Genomic DNA, 18,900 nt, shown 5'->3' on the forward strand with positions numbered 1-18,900 from the left:
CGTTGCGCGCGCAACGGACAAGAATGGCCGTGCGCTCCTCGCTTCTGTTTCTATTCTTGCGCCGCAGGCGTATCCCCAATCCTCAACACCGCATCGCGTTTCGCAAGCAAATGCTGCCGCAAGATCGCCGCGAGCCGCTTGCCATCGCGCGCGTCCAGCGCCTCGAGCATTTCGCCGTGCTCATGAATCGCACGGTCCCACTTCGGGGTCTCGAAGTTCGAACGAAAGCGCAGCGCCTGCAAGCGGCGGTTCACGGCGATATACGTTTGCCGCAGCGCCGAGTTGCGCGCCGCTTCGTTGATCTTGTCGTGAATCGCCTGGTTGCGGCTGTAGTAACCGGCCAGATCGTTCTGCGCGCGGCACGCGAGCATGGCGTAGTGCAGCGCCTTGATCTCGGCGATCTCGGCCGCGGTGATGCGCTCGCAAGCCAGCTCGCCTGAAAACGCTTCGAGCCCGCTCATGAGTTCGAAGGTCTCGCGCAGCTCCGCCTCCGACATCTTCGAGACTGAGGCGCCGCGGTTCGGCGAGATCTCGATCAGCCCTTCGGACGCGAGCACCTTCAGCGCCTCGCGCAGCGGCGTGCGCGAAATGCCCAAGGTTTCGCACAGCTCGCGTTCGTTGAGCTTGCGGCCGGCCTCGAGCACGCCCTCCACGATGAACCGCCGCAGATGGTCGACGACGGTGTCATGAAGTTGCTGGCGCGGAATGGGCGGCAGTTCCGGGCTAACGACCGGGCTAATGGCGGAGGGGTTCAGGTTCGGATTTTGCATGCAAAAGGCATTTCCATCGATTTCCAGCGAATTCTAGCCCAAGGACAGGACCCCAATGAAGCAAGCTGTCATTGGGGTAAACCACGTCAGAATTGTCTGTCTACACGTGGGCTGACTGGATTATAGTTTTTTGCATGCAAAATTCAAAACAGGAGCGATTGCATGTTGAAGCTCGATTTCCATCCCGCTGGTCGCCACTTCCTGCAGATTCCCGGGCCGAGCCCGGTGCCCGATCGCATCCTGCGCGCGATGAGCTATCCGACCATCGATCATCGCGGTCCCGAGTTCGGCGTGCTTGGGCTCAAGGTGCTGGAAGGCATCAAGAAGATCTTCAAGACGCAGCAGCCGGTGGTGATCTACCCGGCCTCGGGCACTGGCGCCTGGGAAGCCGCGCTCACCAACACGCTGAGCCCCGGCGATACGGTGCTCATGTACGAAACGGGTCATTTCGCGACGTTATGGAAGCAGATGGCCGAGCGCCTTGGGCTGAAGCCGGAATTTCTCGGCTTGCCCGGCATTGAAGGCTGGCGGCGCGGCGTGCAGGCCGACATGATCGAAAAGCGTCTGCGCGAGGACGCGCAGCACGCCATCAAGGCGGTTTGCGTGGTCCACAACGAAACCTCGACCGGCGTGACCTCGGACATTGCGGCGGTGCGCCGCGCGATCGACGCCTCCGGGCATCCGGCGCTGCTGCTCGTGGACACGATCTCGGGTCTCGCAAGCGCTGACTATCGCCACGACGAGTGGGGCGTGGACGTGACCGTCTCCGGCTCGCAAAAGGGCCTCATGCTGCCGCCGGGCATCAGCTTCAATGCCGTTTCGGCGAAGGCGCTGGCGGCTAGCGAGCACGCGAAGCTGCCGCGCAGCTTCTGGGGCTGGACCGAGATCATCGAGATGAACAAGAGCGGCTACTGGCCGTACACGCCGAACACGAACCTGCTTTACGGCCTTTCCGAAGCGCTCGACATGCTGCAGGACGAAGGGCTCGACAACGTGTTCGCGCGGCATCAGCGTCTTGGCGAGGCGTGCCGGCGCGCGGTGCGCGCGTGGGGCCTCGAGATCCAGTGCGTGGACCCGGCCGTGTACAGCCCCGTGCTCACGGGCGTGATGATGCCCGAAGGCGTGGACGCGGATGCGGTGCGCAAGATCATCTACGAGCGTTTCGATCTTTCGCTCGGCACGGGTCTCGGCAAGGTCAAGGGGCGCATGTTCCGCATCGGGCACCTGGGCGACTGCAACGACCTCACGCTGCTGGCGGCGTTGGCCGGCTGCGAAATGGGCCTGCGCATTGCGGGCGTGCCGTTGAAGGACAGTGGCTTGCCGGCCGCGATGGAATATCTCGCGGCGCAACCCAACGTGGTGTCGCTGAAAGCGGCCTGAAACAAGGGCTTTTTGCACATGCCGCGCGCGGGGCGCGGCATGACAGGCTGATTTCCCAGGCGGTCCCAGGTTGTTCCCTTGCCGGACGCCCCTGAAAGAAGGGCGACGCGGCCGATAGAACCAGCAACGGAGACAGACGATGAAACGGTATCGATTGACGAGCGCGAGCAGCATCGTGCTGATCATGCTCTGCATCATGTACTTCATCACCTACCTGGACCGTGTGAACGTGAGCACGGCGGCGGCGGGCTTCGGCAAGGAGTTCCAGCTCTCGCATACCCAGGTAGGGCTGGTTTTTTCGGCGTTTGCGTATCCGTATCTGCTGTTTCAGATCATTGGCGGCTGGGTGAGCGACCGCTTCGGCGCCCGCCGCACGCTGCTTTTTTGCGGCGCGCTGTGGGGCGTGGCGACAGTGCTCACGGGGATGGCAGGCGGCCTTGCCTCGCTGCTCGCCGCGCGCCTGTTGCTCGGGTTCGGTGAGGGCGCAACGTTTCCCGCCTCGACTTCGGCCATGTCGCGCTGGGTCGCGAAAGAGCGGCGCGGCTTCGCGCAGGGCATCACGCACTCGGCTTCGCGCATCGGCAATGCCGTGGCGCCCGCCGTCGTGGTGCTGGTGATGGCGCGCTACGGCTGGCGCGAATCGTTCTACGTGTGCGGCGCGCTCAGCCTGCTGTGGGTGGTGGTATGGGCGTTCACGTTCACCGAGCATCCGAAGGATCACCCGCGCATCACCGAGGCCGAACTCGCGATTCTGCCGCCGCCCAAGCCGCGCTCGACGGGCCTGCCGTGGATGGCGCTCTTCAAGCGCATGATTCCGGTGACGATCGTCTACTTCTGCTACGGCTGGACGCTGTGGCTTTTCCTTAGCTGGATTCCGCAATACTTCCTGCACAACTATCACCTGCAACTGGGCAAGTCGGCGATCTTTGCGTCGGTGGTGTTCCTCGCGGGCGTGGTGGGCGACACGCTCGGCGGGCTCGTGACCGACTGGCTCTTTCAGCGCACGGGCAATCTCAAGCGCGCGCGCAGCTGGATGGTCTCGGTGTGCATGCTCATCACGCTCATCGTGATGGTGCCGCTGATGTTCGTCCACGATCCGGTCATTTCCATGGCATGCCTCGCGGCGGGTTTCTTCTTCGCCGAGATGACCATCGGGCCGATGTGGGCGATTCCCATGGATATCGCACCGGAGTTCTCGGGCACGGCGAGCGGCATGATGAACACGGGCTCGGCGCTGGCTGCGATCATCTCGCCTGTGGTGGGCGGTTTTCTGATCGACCGCTTCGGCAACTGGGATTTGCCGTTCGTCGGCAGCATGGTGCTGATGGGGTGCGGTGTGATTCTCGCGTTCCGCATGCAGCCGGACAGCCGCTTCGAGCTGGGCAAGCAGGCTGAAGAACCCACGGGTTCCCGTCAAGGAGTGTGAACGGCGATGGAAGGCGCACGTACTTCAGGCATGCTGGTCAAGCCGATTCATCTGGTTCCTTCGAGCGCGGGCCACGGCTCGCCGCTCGCGCGGCGCCTGCGTGATGCACTGCGCGGCGACGTGTTCTTCGACGCGGCGAGCCGCGGCCGTTATGCAACCGACGCCTCGATCTACCAGATCATGCCCATCGGCGTGGTGGTGCCGCGCGATCAGGACGACTTGCGCGCCGCGCTGGAAGTGGCGCGCCTCGAGCATGCTCCCGTGCTGGCGCGCGGCGCGGGCACGAGCCAGTGCGGGCAGACGGTGGGCGAAGCGCTCGTGATCGACACGTCGAAGTGGCTGAACAACATCGTCGATTTCGATGCCGATGCGCGCACGGTGACGGTCGAGCCGGGCGTCGTGCTCGATCATCTGAACGCGTGGCTCAAGCCGCACGGGCTGTGGTTTCCCGTGGACGTTTCGACGGCGGCGCAGTGCACGATCGGCGGCATGGCGGGCAACAATTCGTGCGGCTCGCGCTCGATCGAATACGGCAACATGGTGCACAACGTGCTCGGCATCGACGCGATTCTCGCGGATGGCAGCGAGGCGCGTTTCCAGTCCCTGAAAATGTCGCACGAAGGCACGCGGCTGGCGGCGCTGCTCGAAGGCGTGCAGCGCATCGCCACGCGCGAGCGCGGCGAGATTGCCGAGCGCATGCCGAAGGTGCTGCGCCGTGTGGCGGGCTACAACATCGACCTGTTCGACTGCCAGAACCCGCTCGCCTATACCGACGACGGTGTGGCGAACCTCGCGCATCTGCTCGTGGGCTCCGAAGGCACGCTCGCGTTCAGCCGGCAGATCACGCTGAAGCTCGCGCCGCTGCCCGCGCACAAAACGCTGGGCGTGGTGAGTTTTCCCTCGTTCTGGCAGGCAATGGATTCGGCGCAGCACATCGTCAAGCTCAAGCCGACCGCCGTGGAGCTGGTCGATCGCACGATGATCGAGCTTGCGCTCGGCAATCCGGGCTTCAAGCCGGTGATCGAAAAGGCGCTGGTGGGCAGGCCCGATGCGATCCTGCTCGTGGAGTTCGCCGGCAATGAGCGCGATGAGCAGGTGCGCCGCCTCGATGGCCTGGTCGAACTGATGGGCGACCTCGGCCTGCCGGACTCGGTCGTGAAGATGACCGACGCGAACGAGCAAAAGGCGCTATGGGAAGTGCGCAAGGCAGGCCTGAACATCATGATGAGCATGAAGGGCGACGGCAAGCCCGTCTCGTTCATCGAGGACTGCGCTGTGCCGCTCGAACATCTCGCCCAGTACACGAGCCGCCTGACCGAAATCTTCCATCAGCACGGCACCGAAGGCACGTGGTACGCGCATGCGAGCGTCGGCACGCTGCACGTGCGCCCGATTCTCGACATGCGTCGCGACGGCGCGGCGAAAATGCGCGCGATAGGGGAGCAGGCTGCCGAACTCGTGCGCGAGTATAAGGGGGCGTTTTCGGGTGAGCACGGCGACGGCCTGTGCCGCGGCGAATGGATTGCCTGGCAGTACGGACCGAAGATCAACGCGGCGTTTTCGGAGATCAAGCAGTTGTTCGACCCCGAGAACCGCTTCAATCCTGACAAGATCGTGCGCCCGCCGAAGATGGACGACGCGAAGCTATTCCGCTTCGCGCCGGGATATCGCGAGCGCCAGATGCGGCCAATGCTCGACTGGTCGGCGTGGGATGTGAACCGCGATCCGCAAACGGGGGTAGAGACGCCGCCCGGCACTGGCGACGACCTGACCGGCGGCCTCGCGAAAGCCGTGGAGATGTGCAACAACAATGGCCACTGCCGCAAGTTCGACGCGGGCACCATGTGCCCGAGCTATCGCGTGACGAAAGACGAAAAGCACGTGACGCGGGGTCGCGCGAACACGTTGCGGCTCGCGATTTCGGGGCAACTGGGCGAGGACGGACTCGCGAGCGACGAGGTCAAGGACACGCTTGACCTCTGTGTATCGTGCAAGGGCTGCAAGCGCGACTGCCCGACCGGCGTGGACATGGCGAAGCTGAAGATCGAAGCGCGCGCGGCATGGAACACGAAGCATGGCCTGAAGCTACGCGAGAAGATGATCGCGTTTTTGCCGCGCTATGCGCGTCGCGCGGCAAAAGCGGGCGGCTTGGCGGCGGCTGGCGAGCGCATCCCTGTGGTATCCGCGTGGGCGAAGCGCGCGCTCGGCTTCGCGCCGCAACGCTCGCTGCCGCAGTTACAGCCTTCGTTCCTTTCGGAGGTTGCGGCCGCAAAGCAGGACCCGGCAGCGGCAACGAAGGAAGTGGTGCTGTTCGTCGATACCTTCAACGACAACTTCGAGCCCGAAAACGCCCGCGCCGCGCAACGGGTGCTCGAAGCGGCCGGCTATTTCGTGCACTTCAACGTGCGCGGCGATGAACGCCCGCTATGCTGCGGCCGAACGTTCCTCGCAGCGGGACTGGTGGACGAGGCGAAGCGCGAGGCGCGGCGCCTCCTCGATACGCTCATGCCGTTCGTGGCGCGCGGCGTTTCGATCGTCGGGCTGGAACCGTCGTGCCTGCTCTCGATGCGCGACGAGTTCCTGCAATACGGCTACGGCGACGAAGCGCGCGAGCTTTCAGCGGCGGCGTTTCTGTTCGAAGAATTTCTCGTGCGCGAGAAAAGCGCGGGCCGATTCGATCTGGCCTTGCACCAGCTAGACGCGCCGCGCGCGTGGGTACACGGCCACTGCCACCAGAAAGCGTTCGACGCTTTCCGGCCTGTGCTCACGGTGCTGGGATGGATTCCGGGCCTCGATGTGCAGCCGATCGAATCGTCATGTTGCGGGATGGCAGGCAGCTTCGGCTATGAAGCGGAGCACTACGAAGCATCGCTCGCAATGGCTGAGATTTCGCTGCTGCCCGCCGTGCGCAAAGCCGATCGCACCGATCTCGTCGTGGCGGACGGCACGAGTTGCCGCCATCAGATCCACGACGGCGCAAACGCCACGGCGCTGCACGTGGCGAGAGTGCTGGAAATGGCGATGCGTTAAGTCGCTAGCGTGCTCGTGCCCTGGCGCGAGCACGCGGCGTCCACTGCGTGCAGCATCTTGCCGAAGAACGCATCGGCGAATTGCGAGTCGAGCCAGCGCACGATCAGCGCGATCTTGCGCTCGGGTTCGATCCACATGAACGAACTGCCCGCGCCCACGCCGAACCAGCTCGACTCAGGCACGCCCGGAAACACGCGCCGCTCTGTGTTGAGCCAGACCAGCGAGCCATAAAACGGCGCGAGCGGGCAGGGCGTGCGCATGCGCGCGATCCATTCGCTCGAAAGCACGCGGTGACCCTGGGCCACGCCGTCGTCGAGCAGCATCTGCGCGACCTTCAACTGATCGTTGGCGCTTACCGACATGCCGCCGCCCCAATGCGAGCCGCCTGGCACCGATTGCACGCGCCTTCCGCCCATATCGATCCATGCGTCGTCGTAACCGACCCATTGCCAGTTTTCGCTTGCGCCAACGGGCCGCATGATCGTCTCGCGAAATACTTCGGGTAACGAACGACCGAACAGATGCAGAAGCGCGAGCGAAAGCTGGTTGATGCGTACGTCGTTGTATTCCCAATACGTGCCGGGCGCTTGCAAGGGGCGCAAATCGCCTTTCTTCCCGTTGGGCGGCTCGCCGAACGTGACGGCGCGAAAGTGGTCGGCTTGATCGGAGAGGCCGAAGCACTCGCCTTGCCATTCGCTCGTCTGTTGCAGCAGATGCGTCCACGTGACCGACGCATTGTGGTCATCGTCGAAGCCGATGCCAGGCACGCGCACGCGTACGGGCTCGTCGGGATCGGGCAGGAGGCCGCGGTCGTGCGCGACGCCCGCGAGCAGCGCCAGATACGTCTTCGCGATGCTGAAGGTCAGATCGGGCCGGTCGGGCTCGCCCCATTGCGCAAGCATGTGCCCATCCACGGCGATTGCGCCCGACACAGGGCCGCGATCGTGGATCGGGCCGAGCAAGCGGTTCCACGGCGGCGGGTCGTTCACATGCACGCCGAAGTTGCCATCGGCGTTACGGTCCCAGGCCGATTCGTGATCGACGGAAAACTGAATGGCGTCCTGAACTTCCTGCGGCAAATCGTGTTGCATACGTGCGTGTTTCCTTTTTCGTGTTCTCGTATTGTGCTTGTGCCGCGCCGGGTCAACGGGCGCCCAGCTTGACGCAGGCCCAGGTCAGTGTAACGAGGCTCAACACGGCGGCGAACATCAGCCAGAGTCCCGGCGCGAGATTGTTGCCCGTGACCGCGATGATCGAGGCCACGGCCAGCGGCGTGAACCCGCCGAATACGGTTGTGCCGACGTTATAGGCGAGTGCCATGCCCGTGGTGCGCGTGCGTGTGGGGAAGAAACTGGCCATGAGCGCCGGAATCGAGGCGAAATAGCTGACCTTCAGCACCGCGACCCAGATAACGGCGGCGAGCAGCATGGGCAGCGAAGGATGGGCGTTCAGGATCATGAACGCGGGATAAACGGTGAGCAGGAACAGCACGCCCGCCACGAACATGATGCGCGTGCGGCCCACCTTGTCCGACCAGTGGCCCACAATCGGCGTGAGCACGATGGCAATGAGGCCTGCCACGAGCGTGGCGATAAAGCCCGACGAAGGCGCGAGGCCGAGCTGTCGCGCAGCATAAGTCGGCATGTAGAGGAGCACGTATTGAGCCGACGTGGTCAGGATCAGCACGCCAATCGATGCAATCACGCCCGATTTTTGCGTGGCGAACAATTCGCGCACCGGCGACTCGGCTTTTTCGATGCGCTCGAATTCGGGCGTTTCGTCCATGCGTCGGCGGATATAAAGACCCACGGGGCCGATCAGCACACCGAACAAAAATGGAATTCGCCATCCCCAGCCTTCGAGTTGCGGCTGCGTGAGCATACCCGTCAGCACCGCGCCGAACAGGGAGACGAGCAGCGTGCTCGCGCCCTGGCTCGAGAACTGCCAGCTCGACATGAAACCGCTGCGCTGCGGCGCGTGCTCGACCAGGAAGGCGGTGGAACTGCCGAACTCGCCGCCCGCCGAAAAGCCTTGCAGAAGGCGCGACGCAAAAATGCCAATCGGCGCGAGTATGCCGATTGTCGCGTAAGTGGGCATGAGCGCGACCATGCCGGTGCCGATCGTCATCATCGCGATGGAGAGCGTGAGCGACGCCTTGCGGCCCTTGCGGTCGCTGTACGAGCCGAGCACGAGCGCGCCGAACGGCCGCGCGAGGTAGGAGAGCGCGAATGTGCCGAGCGTGAGCAGCAGCGATATCGTGGCGTTGTGAACGGGGAAGAAGAGCTTGGAGAGCGTCGTGGCGAAGTAGCCGTACGCCAGCAGGTCGTAGAACTCCAGCGCGTTGCCTATCGAAGTCGCGAGGATGAGCCGCGAGACGTTCTTGCCGGAGCTGCTTTGCGCGGACTCTGACCAGGGCTCGCTGCCGTGATGCGCGGGTAGGGAATCGATGCTCATTGCGACGTCCTCATGCAAGCGTTGGCGGATGCGGTGCGGGGTTGGACGCGCCGGCCTCTCTTGCGCCGAGGTCCCAGAAGAGGCCAGCCATGATGCGCAGGCCGTCGCGCACGACCGGGCCGAGCAGGTGCTCGTTCGGCGCGTGCTGCGAGCAGCCTGGATACGAATGCGGCACCCAGAGGGTGGGCATGCCGAGCACTTCGGCGAATACGTCGTTGGGCAGCGTGCCGCCCAGGTTCGGCAGCAGCACGGGCTCGCCTCCGGTGGTTTCGCGCAGTGAGCGCAGCGCCCATTGCACCCAGACGTTGTCCGGATCGACACGTGTGGCCGGCGCGCCGCGTTCCACTTCGAGTTCGACCATGCCGAAGCCGTGCGCATCGAGGTGCGCGCGCACGATGTGTTCGAGGTTCTGCCAGTCCGTGCCCACGACGAAGCGGATCTGCATGTACGCGATGGCGGTCGGCGGAATCGCGTTTACGGGCTTCTCGGGGTTGCCCGTGCGGAACGCGAGCACTTCCAGATTGTTCCAGCCGAACACGCGCTCGGTGGGCGTGAGGCCCGGCTCGCCATAGTCGTGATCGACGTCGGGCTCGCCCGGATTGCCGCCCACGCGAATATCGGCGAGCGCGCGGCGCACGGATTCCGGAATGGGCGGCGGGCGCAGGCCATCGACGAGAATCTTGCCGTTCGCATCGACCATCGCGGCGATTGCATTCGCGAGCACGACGCCCGGATTGCGCAAGAGGCCGCCCCAGTTACCCGAATGATGGCCGCCCTCGCGCAGCGTGAGTTCGAGCTTGAAATTGACGAGGCCGCGCGAACCGAGAAAGATCGTCGGACGGTGGGCGGAGAGGCGCGGGCCGTCGGAGGCGATCAGCACGTCGGCGGCGAGTTCGTCGCGCAGTTGCGTGCACAGTTCGTGCAGACCCGGCGAGCCGACTTCCTCGCCCGTTTCGAAGAGCAGCTTGAGGTTGAAGCCGAGCTTGCCGCCGCGCGCGTCGAGCACGGCCTTGAGCGCGGCGAGGTTGATGCTGTGCTGCCCCTTGTTGTCGGCGGTGCCGCGGCCGTACCAGCGCTCGCCGTCGACGGTCACGTCCCACGGCGTGAGGCCTGCGCGCCACTGCGCGTCGTAGCCGCGCACCACGTCGCCGTGGCCGTAGCTGAGGACGGTTGGCAGCGCATCGTCTTCGTGGCGGTGGGCAATCAGGAACGGGCCCGCGCCTTTGGCGGGGTTCTCGACGACACGGCAGGTGAAGCCCCATTGCGTCAGCAACGGCGTGAGTTCTTCATCCAGATAGCCGCGCAAACGCTCAGCGCTTTCCGGCTCCTGGCTCTCGGTACGAAACGCCACGCGGCGTCGCAGATCGTTCAGGAAGTGTCCTGAATCATATTGACCGGTTGCGGTTTGAATGGCTGTGTCACGGGTCAACGCGCGTCTCCCTGTTTGAAAGCCGTCGAGCGATCCTGCAACCGCCGATATTTCTGCACAATTACAATATTTGTGATCTATCGTTGCCGAAACGGCAAAGCGGACGAGGCCGCTCCCATCGACATGGACAACACCGCACTGCGTTATTTTCTGGAGGTGACCCGCAGCGGCTCGCTGAGCAAGGCCTCCGAGCGGCTTTACGTGGCCGTTTCGGCGCTCAGCCGCCAGATCGCCCGGCTCGAAGAGGAACTGGGTACGCCGCTATTCGAGCGGCGCCCGCGCGGCATGGTGCTGAGCGAGGCGGGGCGTTTGCTCGCCGAGCACGCGCGGCGCAGTCTGCTCGAAACGGAGCGCGTGGTCGGCGAGATTCGCGGGCTGAGCGAGGGTGGCCGGGCGACCATCCGCGTTGCGAGTTCCGAGGGCCTCGCGCCGGATTTTTTGCCGAAGGTGTTCGCGCACTTTCTCAGGACGTATCCGCAAACGCATTTTCAGCTGGACGTGTCGGCGCCTTCTGTTGCAACGCAGCGCGTGAGAGAGGGAACGGCCGATATCGCGTTGTGCTTCAACGTCGCGCCGGAGAAGGAAATTGCCGTGCACTATTCGCAGCGCGCGCCGATCTTCGCGCTCATGCGGCGCGACCATCCGCTGGCGGCGCGCGAGTCAGTGTCATTGCGCGATCTGCTCCCCTGGCCGGTTGCCATGAACAGCGAGGGCGTGACGATCCGCCAGCTTCTCGACATCGCGTGCAGCCTCGAAGGGTTGATCTTCGAGCCGGTGTTCGTCAGCAACTATCATGTCGCGCTGCAACGGTTCGTACGTCTGACCAATGCCGTGACGTTCGCCGGCTTTCTGACCGTGCGCGGCCGTCTCGATGTGGAAGAGCTTGCCGCCGTGCCGATCACGAACCCGGAACTGCACCAGCGCACGTTGCAGGTCCAGACGATGGCGGGCCGCACGCTGCCGCAAACCATGCAGGCATTTCTCGACCTGCTTACGCGTGCGATCGACGACGAGCAACTCGTGTGCGGCTGATCTCGCTTAGGCGGTGAGCCTCGCGGCGAGCCTGCCCATGCCGGCGAATACGGCGTCGGAAACGTCTTCGGGAAAACCGGCGGGGATCTGCCCCGCGACGGCTTCGATCACACCTGGCGTTTGCGCCGCCAACTGCGCGAGCATCGCTTCGACTTCCGCTGCGGCGAACCCCACGCGCTGGCCTTGCGCGATCCAGTGCCGGGGATAGATCTCCTCGACGCGATAGTGCCGGTTGCGCCCGCGCACGGCCATGGCGAGGCTCACGCGCTGCGGCGCAATATGATTGCGGCCCCGGCCGACGATCGGATGCGCGCTGAGCACGTCGTAAAGCGGTGTGGCGGCATACTCGCTGCCGGGCAGCAGCGCGATGCTGTAGTTCTTCGCGTGGCCGTCTGTTGCTGCGAGCAGCCAGAAGACGATTTGCGTGACGAAGAAGTGGCGGCGGTCGGCTGTGGCCTGCGCGGAGCCGTCCAGCACCTGCATGATCGCGTCGATGCCGGGGCCGCCATCGGCCTCGTATTTGGCGAGCCCCGACGTACCCGTGGCCTGGCACAGGTCCTCCTGCGGCAGGCGCACGATCCATTTGGCGTCGCTGGAAAGGCGCCGGTCGAAGCGCTCCACGACCAGCGCCTTGACGTCCTCGAATTGCGCGATCTCGCAAGGTGCGACCGGCAGGCCGTAGGCCGCGATGATTTGCGTGCACAGCCATTCGTTTTCCACCGAGGTGCGCATGTCGGCGCGCATGTTGCCGACGAGGCCGAGCGGCAGCTTCAGGATGTGCGTGGTCGGCGTGCTGCCTTCAGGAAGCAGCCACTGTCCGCCATGCCACAGCAGTGCCGTCTTTTCCTGCGCCCCGGCGATCGATAGCCGCAGGCTGTCCACGGCATCGTGCGCGCCCGCGTGTGGCGTGGCGGTGGTTTCGCGCAGCAGTTGCGCGATGTCCGTTTCGCTCAGTGCGCGTCCCTTGATGCTTCGCAGGCCGGCGGGCGCCTCGCCGGCCGGAAGAATCTGCAGCGCGCCCACGCAATCGCGGCCAAGCGCGGTGAGCAGCTCGAACGGCGAAATGCCGCCCGTCTGATAGCGCGCGGCGATGCGTCTGCGAATGCGGTCGCTGTCCGGCAGCAGATTGTCGAAATAGTCGGCGACGATCTTGCCGCGGTAGGGCTGGTTGCCGGGCGTGAACGGCAGCGAGAGTGAGAGGGGGCGGCCTTGCTCGTCGTCGAGCCAGCTGTCGAGGTACGCGAGGCGTTCGTTGCCGCGCACGCTCTCCCAGTAGCCCACGGGCAGGCCGTTCATCCACAGGTCGAGCCGGTTGGGTAGACGTGCGCGTGTGCTCACCAGTTCTCCCTCGGCTTGCGTCGCGTGGCGGCCTGGCGCGGCGGCGTTCCAGCCGTTGGCGTGGCGCGGGTACGTTTGCGGGCGGCCGGGGGCTTGGTAGCGCTCGACGTCTTGGCAGCGGCTGCCGGGGCTTTAGCCGGGCGGGGCGTGGCTTTCGACGCGACCGGCGAGGCCTTGGCTTCAGCCGTGCCGAGCTTGATTTCTACGTCGACGAGCCGCAGAACCCGTACGAGCCGCTCGACGCTCGCCGCTTCGGGATTCGCCTCGAACGCGGCATAGCTTTGCTGCGAGATGCCGAGCCGCGCTGCCACGTCTTTCTGGGTGAGGCCGGCTTTCTTGCGGAAGCCGACGAGAATCGGGCGCAGTTGGCTCAGGGTCTTGAGAGGGTAGTCCACGGCAACTCCGGGCGGCTAAATGCTGAGGCAAGCGGCCGGTGCAAACGGAAACGCGCGGCGCAGTCGAATACAGTCTATACGTTGTAAAGTAAAAATACAAACTCCAGGCTGTAATGTGAATATACAGCCTATAAGTTGTATCTAGCGCCGGGTGAGTGCGGCGACGTGCGCGTCGCCGCCATAAAGCTGCAACTAACTGTCTGGCGCCGCACGACACCGCCAAGCCGCTTCGCGGCCAAAGCGGCCTGCTTTCAGGCTGTCGAGCCGGTTTCCCCTTTTTATCAGGAGTCCGATCAGAGTTCGGCGCCTTGCATCGGCTCGCCAAGCACGAACGGCCCGCCCTGGTACTGCTGGGCAGCGTCGGCAAGCTCGGCGTTCGGCGCGGTCGCCGGGAAGCGGTCGGCGTATGGCGCCGAACTGTCGCGCGGACGATAGCCCAGGAAACCGGCCTTGCCATTGTCCCACCAGCTTGCCGGGTTGTCGGACACGCCATAGACGACCGCATGACCCACGCGGTTGGTGAACAGCGAGCAGCGCACGAGTTCGATGAAGTCGCGATAGCTCAGGAACGTGACGAGCATGCGCGCGTTGCGCGGTTCTTCGAACGACGAACCGATGCGCAGGCATACCGTTTCGATGCCGAAGCGATCGAAGTAATAGCGCGACAGCGATTCGCCGAAGCATTTCGTCACGCCGTACAGGCTGTCCGGCCGGTGCGCGGCATCGGTATCGAGCACGTTCGTCACAGGATGGAAGCCGGTGACGTGATTGGAGCTCGCGTAGACGATGCGCTTGATGCCGTGCTTGCGCGCGGCTTCATAAAGGTTGTACGTGCCGCGAATATTGGCTTCGAGCAGATCGTCGAACGGCGCGTCGATGGAAATGCCGCCCAGGTGCACGATCGCATCCACGCCTTCCACGAGTTGCGTGACCGCTTCACGATCTGCGAGGTCGACGCGGCGCGTTTCCTCGTGCGGCGCAGCCTCGCCCAGCTCCGAGATGTCGCTGACACGGACGAAGTCGGCCCAGTTCGCGAGCGCGCCGCGCAACTGACGGCCCAGATTGCCGCCCGCGCCAGTCAGAAGAAGGCGGCCGAACGGTTTGGCTGAAAGTGAGTGTTGCGACATCGGGGCTCCCTGGGAATTATTTTGATATTGAGAAATAATAGGAAAACGTTTTCCGAATATAGCCATCGGGAGTCACAGCGTCAATGGAGGAATACCTGCGGCAAACACAGGGGTTCACCCCAGGTCTGTTTCTGCGACAATGCTCGCCGTCGATCCTCCAGGGCGTTGCCAATCTATGAAAAGTGGTTCCCCGACGATTCGCGATGTCGCCGCCATGGCCGGCGTCTCGGTCGCGACGGTATCGAAGTACGTGAACGGCACGCAACGCTTTTCGCCGGCGGTGGAAGCGAAGGTGAAGGACGCCATCGAACTGCTCGGCTACCGCTCCAATCCGCTTGCGCGCTCGATGATCACGGGGCGCACGCGCACCATCGGCATTGCCATTCTGGACATCGCGAACCCGCACTTCACGAACGTGGTCAAGGGGGCAAACCGCGTTGCGCTCCAGCACGACTACACCCTGCTGCTCGTGGACGCCGAAGAGAATCTCGCGCGCGAACGCTCGCTCATCGAAGCGCTTGCGCCGCGCGTGGACGGGCTCATCGTCAGCTCGCGCGCTTCCGAGGAGATCGCGAAGTGGACGATGAAACTGGGTAAGCCTGTCGTCATGCTCAGGACCGTGCGCGGGCTCGACATTGCCGCGGTCGGCTTCGACAACCGGCTCGCGACTTCCATGATGGTGCGCCACCTGCTCAATCTCGGGCACCGGCATATCGCCTATCTCGGGTTCGCCGCGGCGACCATCAACGACGAGCGGATTGCCGGCGCAACCGAGGCGCTGGCCGAAGCGGGCCTCACGCTCGATGTGTACGAGACGCACGCGCCGACCGCCGAGGCGGGCGAGCAGGCCTGCTCGCGCGTGATGCTGGGCCCGAAGCGCCCGCAGGCGGTGATCTGCTACAACGACCTCATCGCGCTCGGCTTCATGAAGGAGGCTCGCTCGCTCGGCTTTCGCCTGCCGCAGGACGTCTCGGTCGCCGGCATCGACAACGTGCCCTATGGCGAGTATGTCGAGCCTCGCCTCACCACGATCGATGGGCAGAGCGAGCGAATGGGGGAGCTGGCCATGCAAAAGCTCATCGACGTCCTGGCCGGCAAGCCGGATGTCGAGCAGGTCGTGCTCGAGCCCCGCCTCGTCGTGCGCGACTCGACCGTCGCCTGCCGCTGATTTCCTGATCGCCGAACTTCCCGCGCGCTGGCCGCCAACAGGCGGCCAGCGGCCTCGTCACGCCTGTTCGATCCGCGCCGGTTCGCGCAGCCGCTCCGCGTAACTACCTACTAGCCATTTCGAAAGGAACGCATTAAATTCGAGAAAACGTTTTCCAGAAATGACATGCGAAGAACAAAACGAGACTGGAGGCAGGCAACGATACGCAGATCATCAACGCGACCGCGACGATCGGCGGCGGCTTCCAGACCAGGCCGTCTTCGTCTCGCAGCAGGGTCGCAGTAGGTGCAGACATCATCCGCCGGTTCTGAGACAGCCGGTTGGTCAGCTAATGCTCAAAACAACTCTTCCATTCATGGGGCAAGCGATGCAAAAGACCTTTCGCAATTCACGTAGTGCAAAGACCGCAATGACCGTTCTGGCTGCGGCTCTCGCGCTCACCGCAGGCGCCGCGCACGCACGCGTGTTTCGCGTAGCCGACGTCCACAGCGACACCTTCCCGACCAACATGGCGCTCAAGCACATGGGCGAGGAAATCTCGCAGGCCACGGGCGGCAAGGACTCCATCAAGGTGTTCGGCAACAGCGCACTCGGTTCGGAGAACGATACGATCGATCAGGTGCGCATTGGCGCGCTCGACATGGTGCGCGCCAATGGCGCCGCCTTCAACGAGATCGTGCCGGAGTCGATGATTCCTTCGCTGCCGTTCCTCTTTCGCGACATCGACCATTTCCGCAAGGTGATGTACGGCCCCGAAGGCCAGAAGATTCTCGACGCGTTCAAGGCCAAGGGCATGATCGCGCTGACGTTCTATGAGAGCGGCGCGCGCTCGATCTACGCGAAGCGTCCGATCAAGTCGCCGGCCGACATGAAAGGCCTGAAGGTGCGCGTGCAACCGTCCGACCTCATGGTCGACGAAATCAAGGCCATGGGCGGCACGCCCACGCCGATGCCGTTCGCCGAAGTCTATACGGGCCTGAAGACGGGCCTCGTGGACGCAGCCGAAAACAACCTGCCCTCGTACGAGGAAACCAAGCACTACGAAGTGGCGCAGGTGTACTCGGAGACGGATCACGCCATGACGCCGGAAGTGCTCGTGTTCTCGAAGAAGGTGTGGGACACGCTCACGCCGCAGGAGCAGGAAGTCATCAAGAAGGCAGCGGCCGACTCGGTGCCGTACTACGTGAAGCTCTGGACGGCGCGCGAAGATACCGCGGGCAAGACGGTGGAAAAGGGCGGTGCGACCATCATTCCGGCCACGCAGGTCGATCGCGCGGCCTTCGTGAAGGCCATGCAGCCGGTCTGGACGAAGTATGAAAAGACCGCAGACATGAAGAAGATCGTGGACGAAATCCAGGCGATTCACTAAAGCCGGGGCTCCGCGTCTGAAGCGGCGCGGAGCCGAAGAAACGCAGTTGTGAAGTCTGTACCGTGCAAGGATGGATCATGACCTTCCTGAAACTCCCCAACGATTTACTGTTTCGCCTGCTGACTGTCGTCGCCTCGGTCGCGCTCGCCGCGCTCACGGTGCTTGTCTTTTACGGCGTGATCATGCGCTACGTGTTCGAGAGCGCACCCGATTTCGTCGAGCCGATCGCGTTGCTGCTGGTGGTCACCATCGCCATGTTCGGCGCTGCGCTCAAGGTGCGCGAGCGCGGGCATATCGGTCTCGATTCGCTCGTCAAGAAGCTTTCCCCGCGAGGACAAGTGATCGCAGAGGCGTTCCAGCACCTCTGCCTGATCGCGCTTGGCGTGGCGATTTTCTTCGGCTGCCTGCAAATGGCGGAAACGACCATGGATGACCGCATCGCGATTCTCGGCGTGCCGGAAGCCGTGCGCTATGTCATTCCGGTCGTGGCCGGCACCTGCATCGTGCTGTTTTCGCTCGAGCATTTGTTGGCGCTCTTCGTACGCAAGGCAAAGTAGGGCAAACATGGAACTCGCAATTCTTTCGCTCAGTTTTTTGGTGCTCCTCGCCGTTGGGGTGCCGGTCTCTTTCTCTTTGGGTCTAGCCTGCGTCAGCACGTACCTTTACGAAGGGCTGCCCGCCGCGACTGCCATGCAGTCGATGGTCTCGGGCATGAACGCGTTCTCGTTTCTGGCCGTGCCGTTCTTCATCTTCTCCGGCGAGTTGATGCTGCACGGCGGCATTGCCGACCGCATCCTGCGCTTTGCACAAGCCGCTGTGGGGCATTTCCGTGGCGGCCTCGGCATGGCCAACGTCGTCGCGTGCACGCTGTTCGGCGGCGTTTCCGGTTCGCCTTCCGCCGATACGTCGGCCATGGGCGGCGTGGTCATCCCGCTCATGAAACGCGAAGGCTATAGCGCGGCCTATGCGGTCAACGTGACGACGCACTCGTCGCTCGCAGGCGCGTTGATGCCGACCTCGACGAACATGATCATCTACGCGTTCGCGGCCCAAGGCATTACGGGCACGCTGAACGGCCAGCAGATGAGCGGCGTCTCGATTGGCGACCTGCTGTTCTCGGGCTTGCTGCCCGTGTTGTGGGTCATGGGCTTCGTGCTGATTGCCGCGTACTGGCAGGCACGCCGCTTTGGCTATCCGCTCAGCGCGGATGGCTCGACCAAACTGCAGGTGTTCCCCGGCTGGCTTGCTGTGGTGCGAGCGTTCCTCGGCGCGCTGCCCGGCTTGCTGGTGATCGGGATCATTCTCTTCTGCGTGGCTCGTGGTATCGCAACCGCAACGGAGGCGGCCGCGATTGCCGTGGTGTATTCACTCGGGCTCACCGTGGTCGTCTATCGCTCGATGACGAAGGAGAAGCTGTTCTACGCACTCTCGCGCGCCGCCAAGACCACAGGTGTCGTGCTGCTGCTGATCGCGGTGTCGAACATGCTGCGCTATCAGATGGCTTATCTGGAGATTCCGGAGGCCATCGAGCGCGTGCTCGAACACGCCACGACGCTTCCCTGGCTGATGCTTCTGTACATCAACATCATCCAGGTGTTTCTGGGCACGTTCATCGACATGGCGGCGCACATCCTGATCACGACGCCGCTCTTCCTGCCGCTCGCCATGCATAGCGGCGTGGGCCCGGTGCAGTTCGGCATCATGATCCTGCTGAACTGCGCGCTGGGACTCGTGCATCCGCCAATCGGCTCGGTGCAGTTCATCGGCTGCGCAATCGGCGACGTGTCGATCGGGGAGACGACCAAGGTCGCGTGGCCATACTATCTCGCGATTTTCAGCGCGATCAATCTGGTCACTTACTTTCCGTTCTTCTCGACGTGGCTGCCCAGCGTGATCAACGGGCATCCGGTTTTCTAACGCAACCGGCACGATAAAAACGAAGCGGGCACCTTGAAGGGTGCCCGCTTTTTTTAAAGCGTTAG

The 18,900-nt window shown here is 63.9% G+C and carries 15 protein-coding genes; 8 read left to right on the forward strand and 7 right to left on the reverse strand.

Annotated elements, in window-relative coordinates:
* Positions 1-50: 50 nt before the first annotated feature.
* Positions 51-770 (reverse strand): GntR family transcriptional regulator, encoded by a 720-nt coding sequence (locus VSR72_RS02475; protein ID WP_342950813.1) that lies wholly within the window; start codon positions 768-770, stop codon positions 51-53.
* 162 nt (positions 771-932) lie between these two features.
* On the opposite strand from VSR72_RS02475, the gene VSR72_RS02480 reads away from it, so the two are divergent.
* The 3 genes from VSR72_RS02480 to VSR72_RS02490 all read left to right on the forward strand — a co-directional run bounded on the left by VSR72_RS02480 (position 933) and on the right by VSR72_RS02490 (position 6,606).
* Positions 933-2,150, forward strand: a complete 1,218-nt coding sequence (locus VSR72_RS02480; RefSeq protein WP_342950814.1) for an aminotransferase class V-fold PLP-dependent enzyme — start codon at positions 933-935, stop codon at positions 2,148-2,150.
* Between the two features lie 139 nt (positions 2,151-2,289).
* Positions 2,290-3,576, forward strand: coding sequence for an MFS transporter (locus VSR72_RS02485; protein WP_342950815.1), 1,287 nt, complete (start codon positions 2,290-2,292; stop codon positions 3,574-3,576).
* 6 nt (positions 3,577-3,582) lie between these two features.
* Positions 3,583-6,606, forward strand: a complete 3,024-nt coding sequence (locus VSR72_RS02490) for an FAD-binding and (Fe-S)-binding domain-containing protein (protein ID WP_342950816.1) — start codon at positions 3,583-3,585, stop codon at positions 6,604-6,606.
* Here the strand turns inward: VSR72_RS02490 and VSR72_RS02495 are convergent.
* Genes VSR72_RS02495 through VSR72_RS02505 form a run of 3 tightly spaced genes read right to left on the reverse strand, consistent with a single transcriptional unit; the run spans position 6,603 to position 10,489 of the window.
* Positions 6,603-7,697 carry a serine hydrolase gene (locus VSR72_RS02495; protein WP_342950817.1) on the reverse strand — a complete coding sequence of 365 codons (1,095 nt, stop codon included), beginning with the start codon at positions 7,695-7,697 and terminating at the stop codon, positions 6,603-6,605. The two genes, VSR72_RS02490 and VSR72_RS02495, sit on opposite strands and share 4 nt — an antisense overlap.
* A 52-nt stretch (positions 7,698-7,749) precedes the next feature.
* Positions 7,750-9,060: an MFS transporter gene (locus VSR72_RS02500; RefSeq protein ID WP_342950818.1), complete on the reverse strand. Its 1,311-nt coding sequence runs from the start codon at positions 9,058-9,060 to the stop codon at positions 7,750-7,752.
* Between the two features lie 10 nt (positions 9,061-9,070).
* Positions 9,071-10,489 (reverse strand): M20 family metallopeptidase, encoded by a 1,419-nt coding sequence (locus VSR72_RS02505; protein ID WP_342950819.1) that lies wholly within the window; start codon positions 10,487-10,489, stop codon positions 9,071-9,073.
* 123 nt (positions 10,490-10,612) lie between these two features.
* Here VSR72_RS02505 and VSR72_RS02510 point away from each other — a divergent pair, with 123 nt between their 5' ends.
* On the forward strand, positions 10,613-11,521 hold the full coding sequence (locus VSR72_RS02510; protein WP_342950820.1) for a LysR family transcriptional regulator: 909 nt from the start codon (positions 10,613-10,615) through the stop codon (positions 11,519-11,521).
* A gap of 6 nt (positions 11,522-11,527) precedes the next feature.
* Here VSR72_RS02510 and VSR72_RS02515 read toward each other — a convergent pair whose 3' ends face one another.
* From VSR72_RS02515 to VSR72_RS02525, 3 genes are all read right to left on the reverse strand, one after another.
* Positions 11,528-12,817, reverse strand: coding sequence for a type II toxin-antitoxin system HipA family toxin (locus VSR72_RS02515; protein WP_342951003.1), 1,290 nt, complete (start codon positions 12,815-12,817; stop codon positions 11,528-11,530).
* Positions 12,818-12,855: 38 nt separating this feature from the next.
* Complete coding sequence (locus VSR72_RS02520) at positions 12,856-13,254, reverse strand: helix-turn-helix transcriptional regulator (protein ID WP_342950821.1); 399 nt, start codon at positions 13,252-13,254, stop codon at positions 12,856-12,858.
* A 293-nt stretch (positions 13,255-13,547) separates the two neighbouring features.
* Positions 13,548-14,381, reverse strand: a complete 834-nt coding sequence (locus VSR72_RS02525) for an NAD(P)-dependent oxidoreductase (RefSeq protein ID WP_342950822.1) — start codon at positions 14,379-14,381, stop codon at positions 13,548-13,550.
* Positions 14,382-14,556: 175 nt separating this feature from the next.
* Between VSR72_RS02525 and VSR72_RS02530 the strand changes: the two genes are divergently transcribed.
* From VSR72_RS02530 to VSR72_RS02545, 4 genes are all read left to right on the forward strand, one after another.
* On the forward strand, positions 14,557-15,549 hold the full coding sequence (locus VSR72_RS02530; RefSeq protein ID WP_342950823.1) for a LacI family DNA-binding transcriptional regulator: 993 nt from the start codon (positions 14,557-14,559) through the stop codon (positions 15,547-15,549).
* A gap of 367 nt (positions 15,550-15,916) precedes the next feature.
* Positions 15,917-16,918: a TRAP transporter substrate-binding protein gene (locus tag VSR72_RS02535; protein WP_342950824.1), complete on the forward strand. Its 1,002-nt coding sequence runs from the start codon at positions 15,917-15,919 to the stop codon at positions 16,916-16,918.
* A gap of 77 nt (positions 16,919-16,995) precedes the next feature.
* On the forward strand, positions 16,996-17,475 hold the full coding sequence (locus VSR72_RS02540) for a TRAP transporter small permease (protein ID WP_342950825.1): 480 nt from the start codon (positions 16,996-16,998) through the stop codon (positions 17,473-17,475).
* 7 nt (positions 17,476-17,482) lie between these two features.
* A complete protein-coding gene (locus VSR72_RS02545) occupies positions 17,483-18,835 on the forward strand; it encodes a TRAP transporter large permease (RefSeq protein WP_342950826.1) in 1,353 nt (450 codons plus the stop codon).
* The last annotated feature ends 65 nt before the right edge of the window (positions 18,836-18,900 follow it).

Origin of the sequence: Paraburkholderia sp. JHI869 (genome assembly GCF_038900775.1) — a bacterium.
GTDB lineage: Bacteria > Pseudomonadota > Gammaproteobacteria > Burkholderiales > Burkholderiaceae > Paraburkholderia.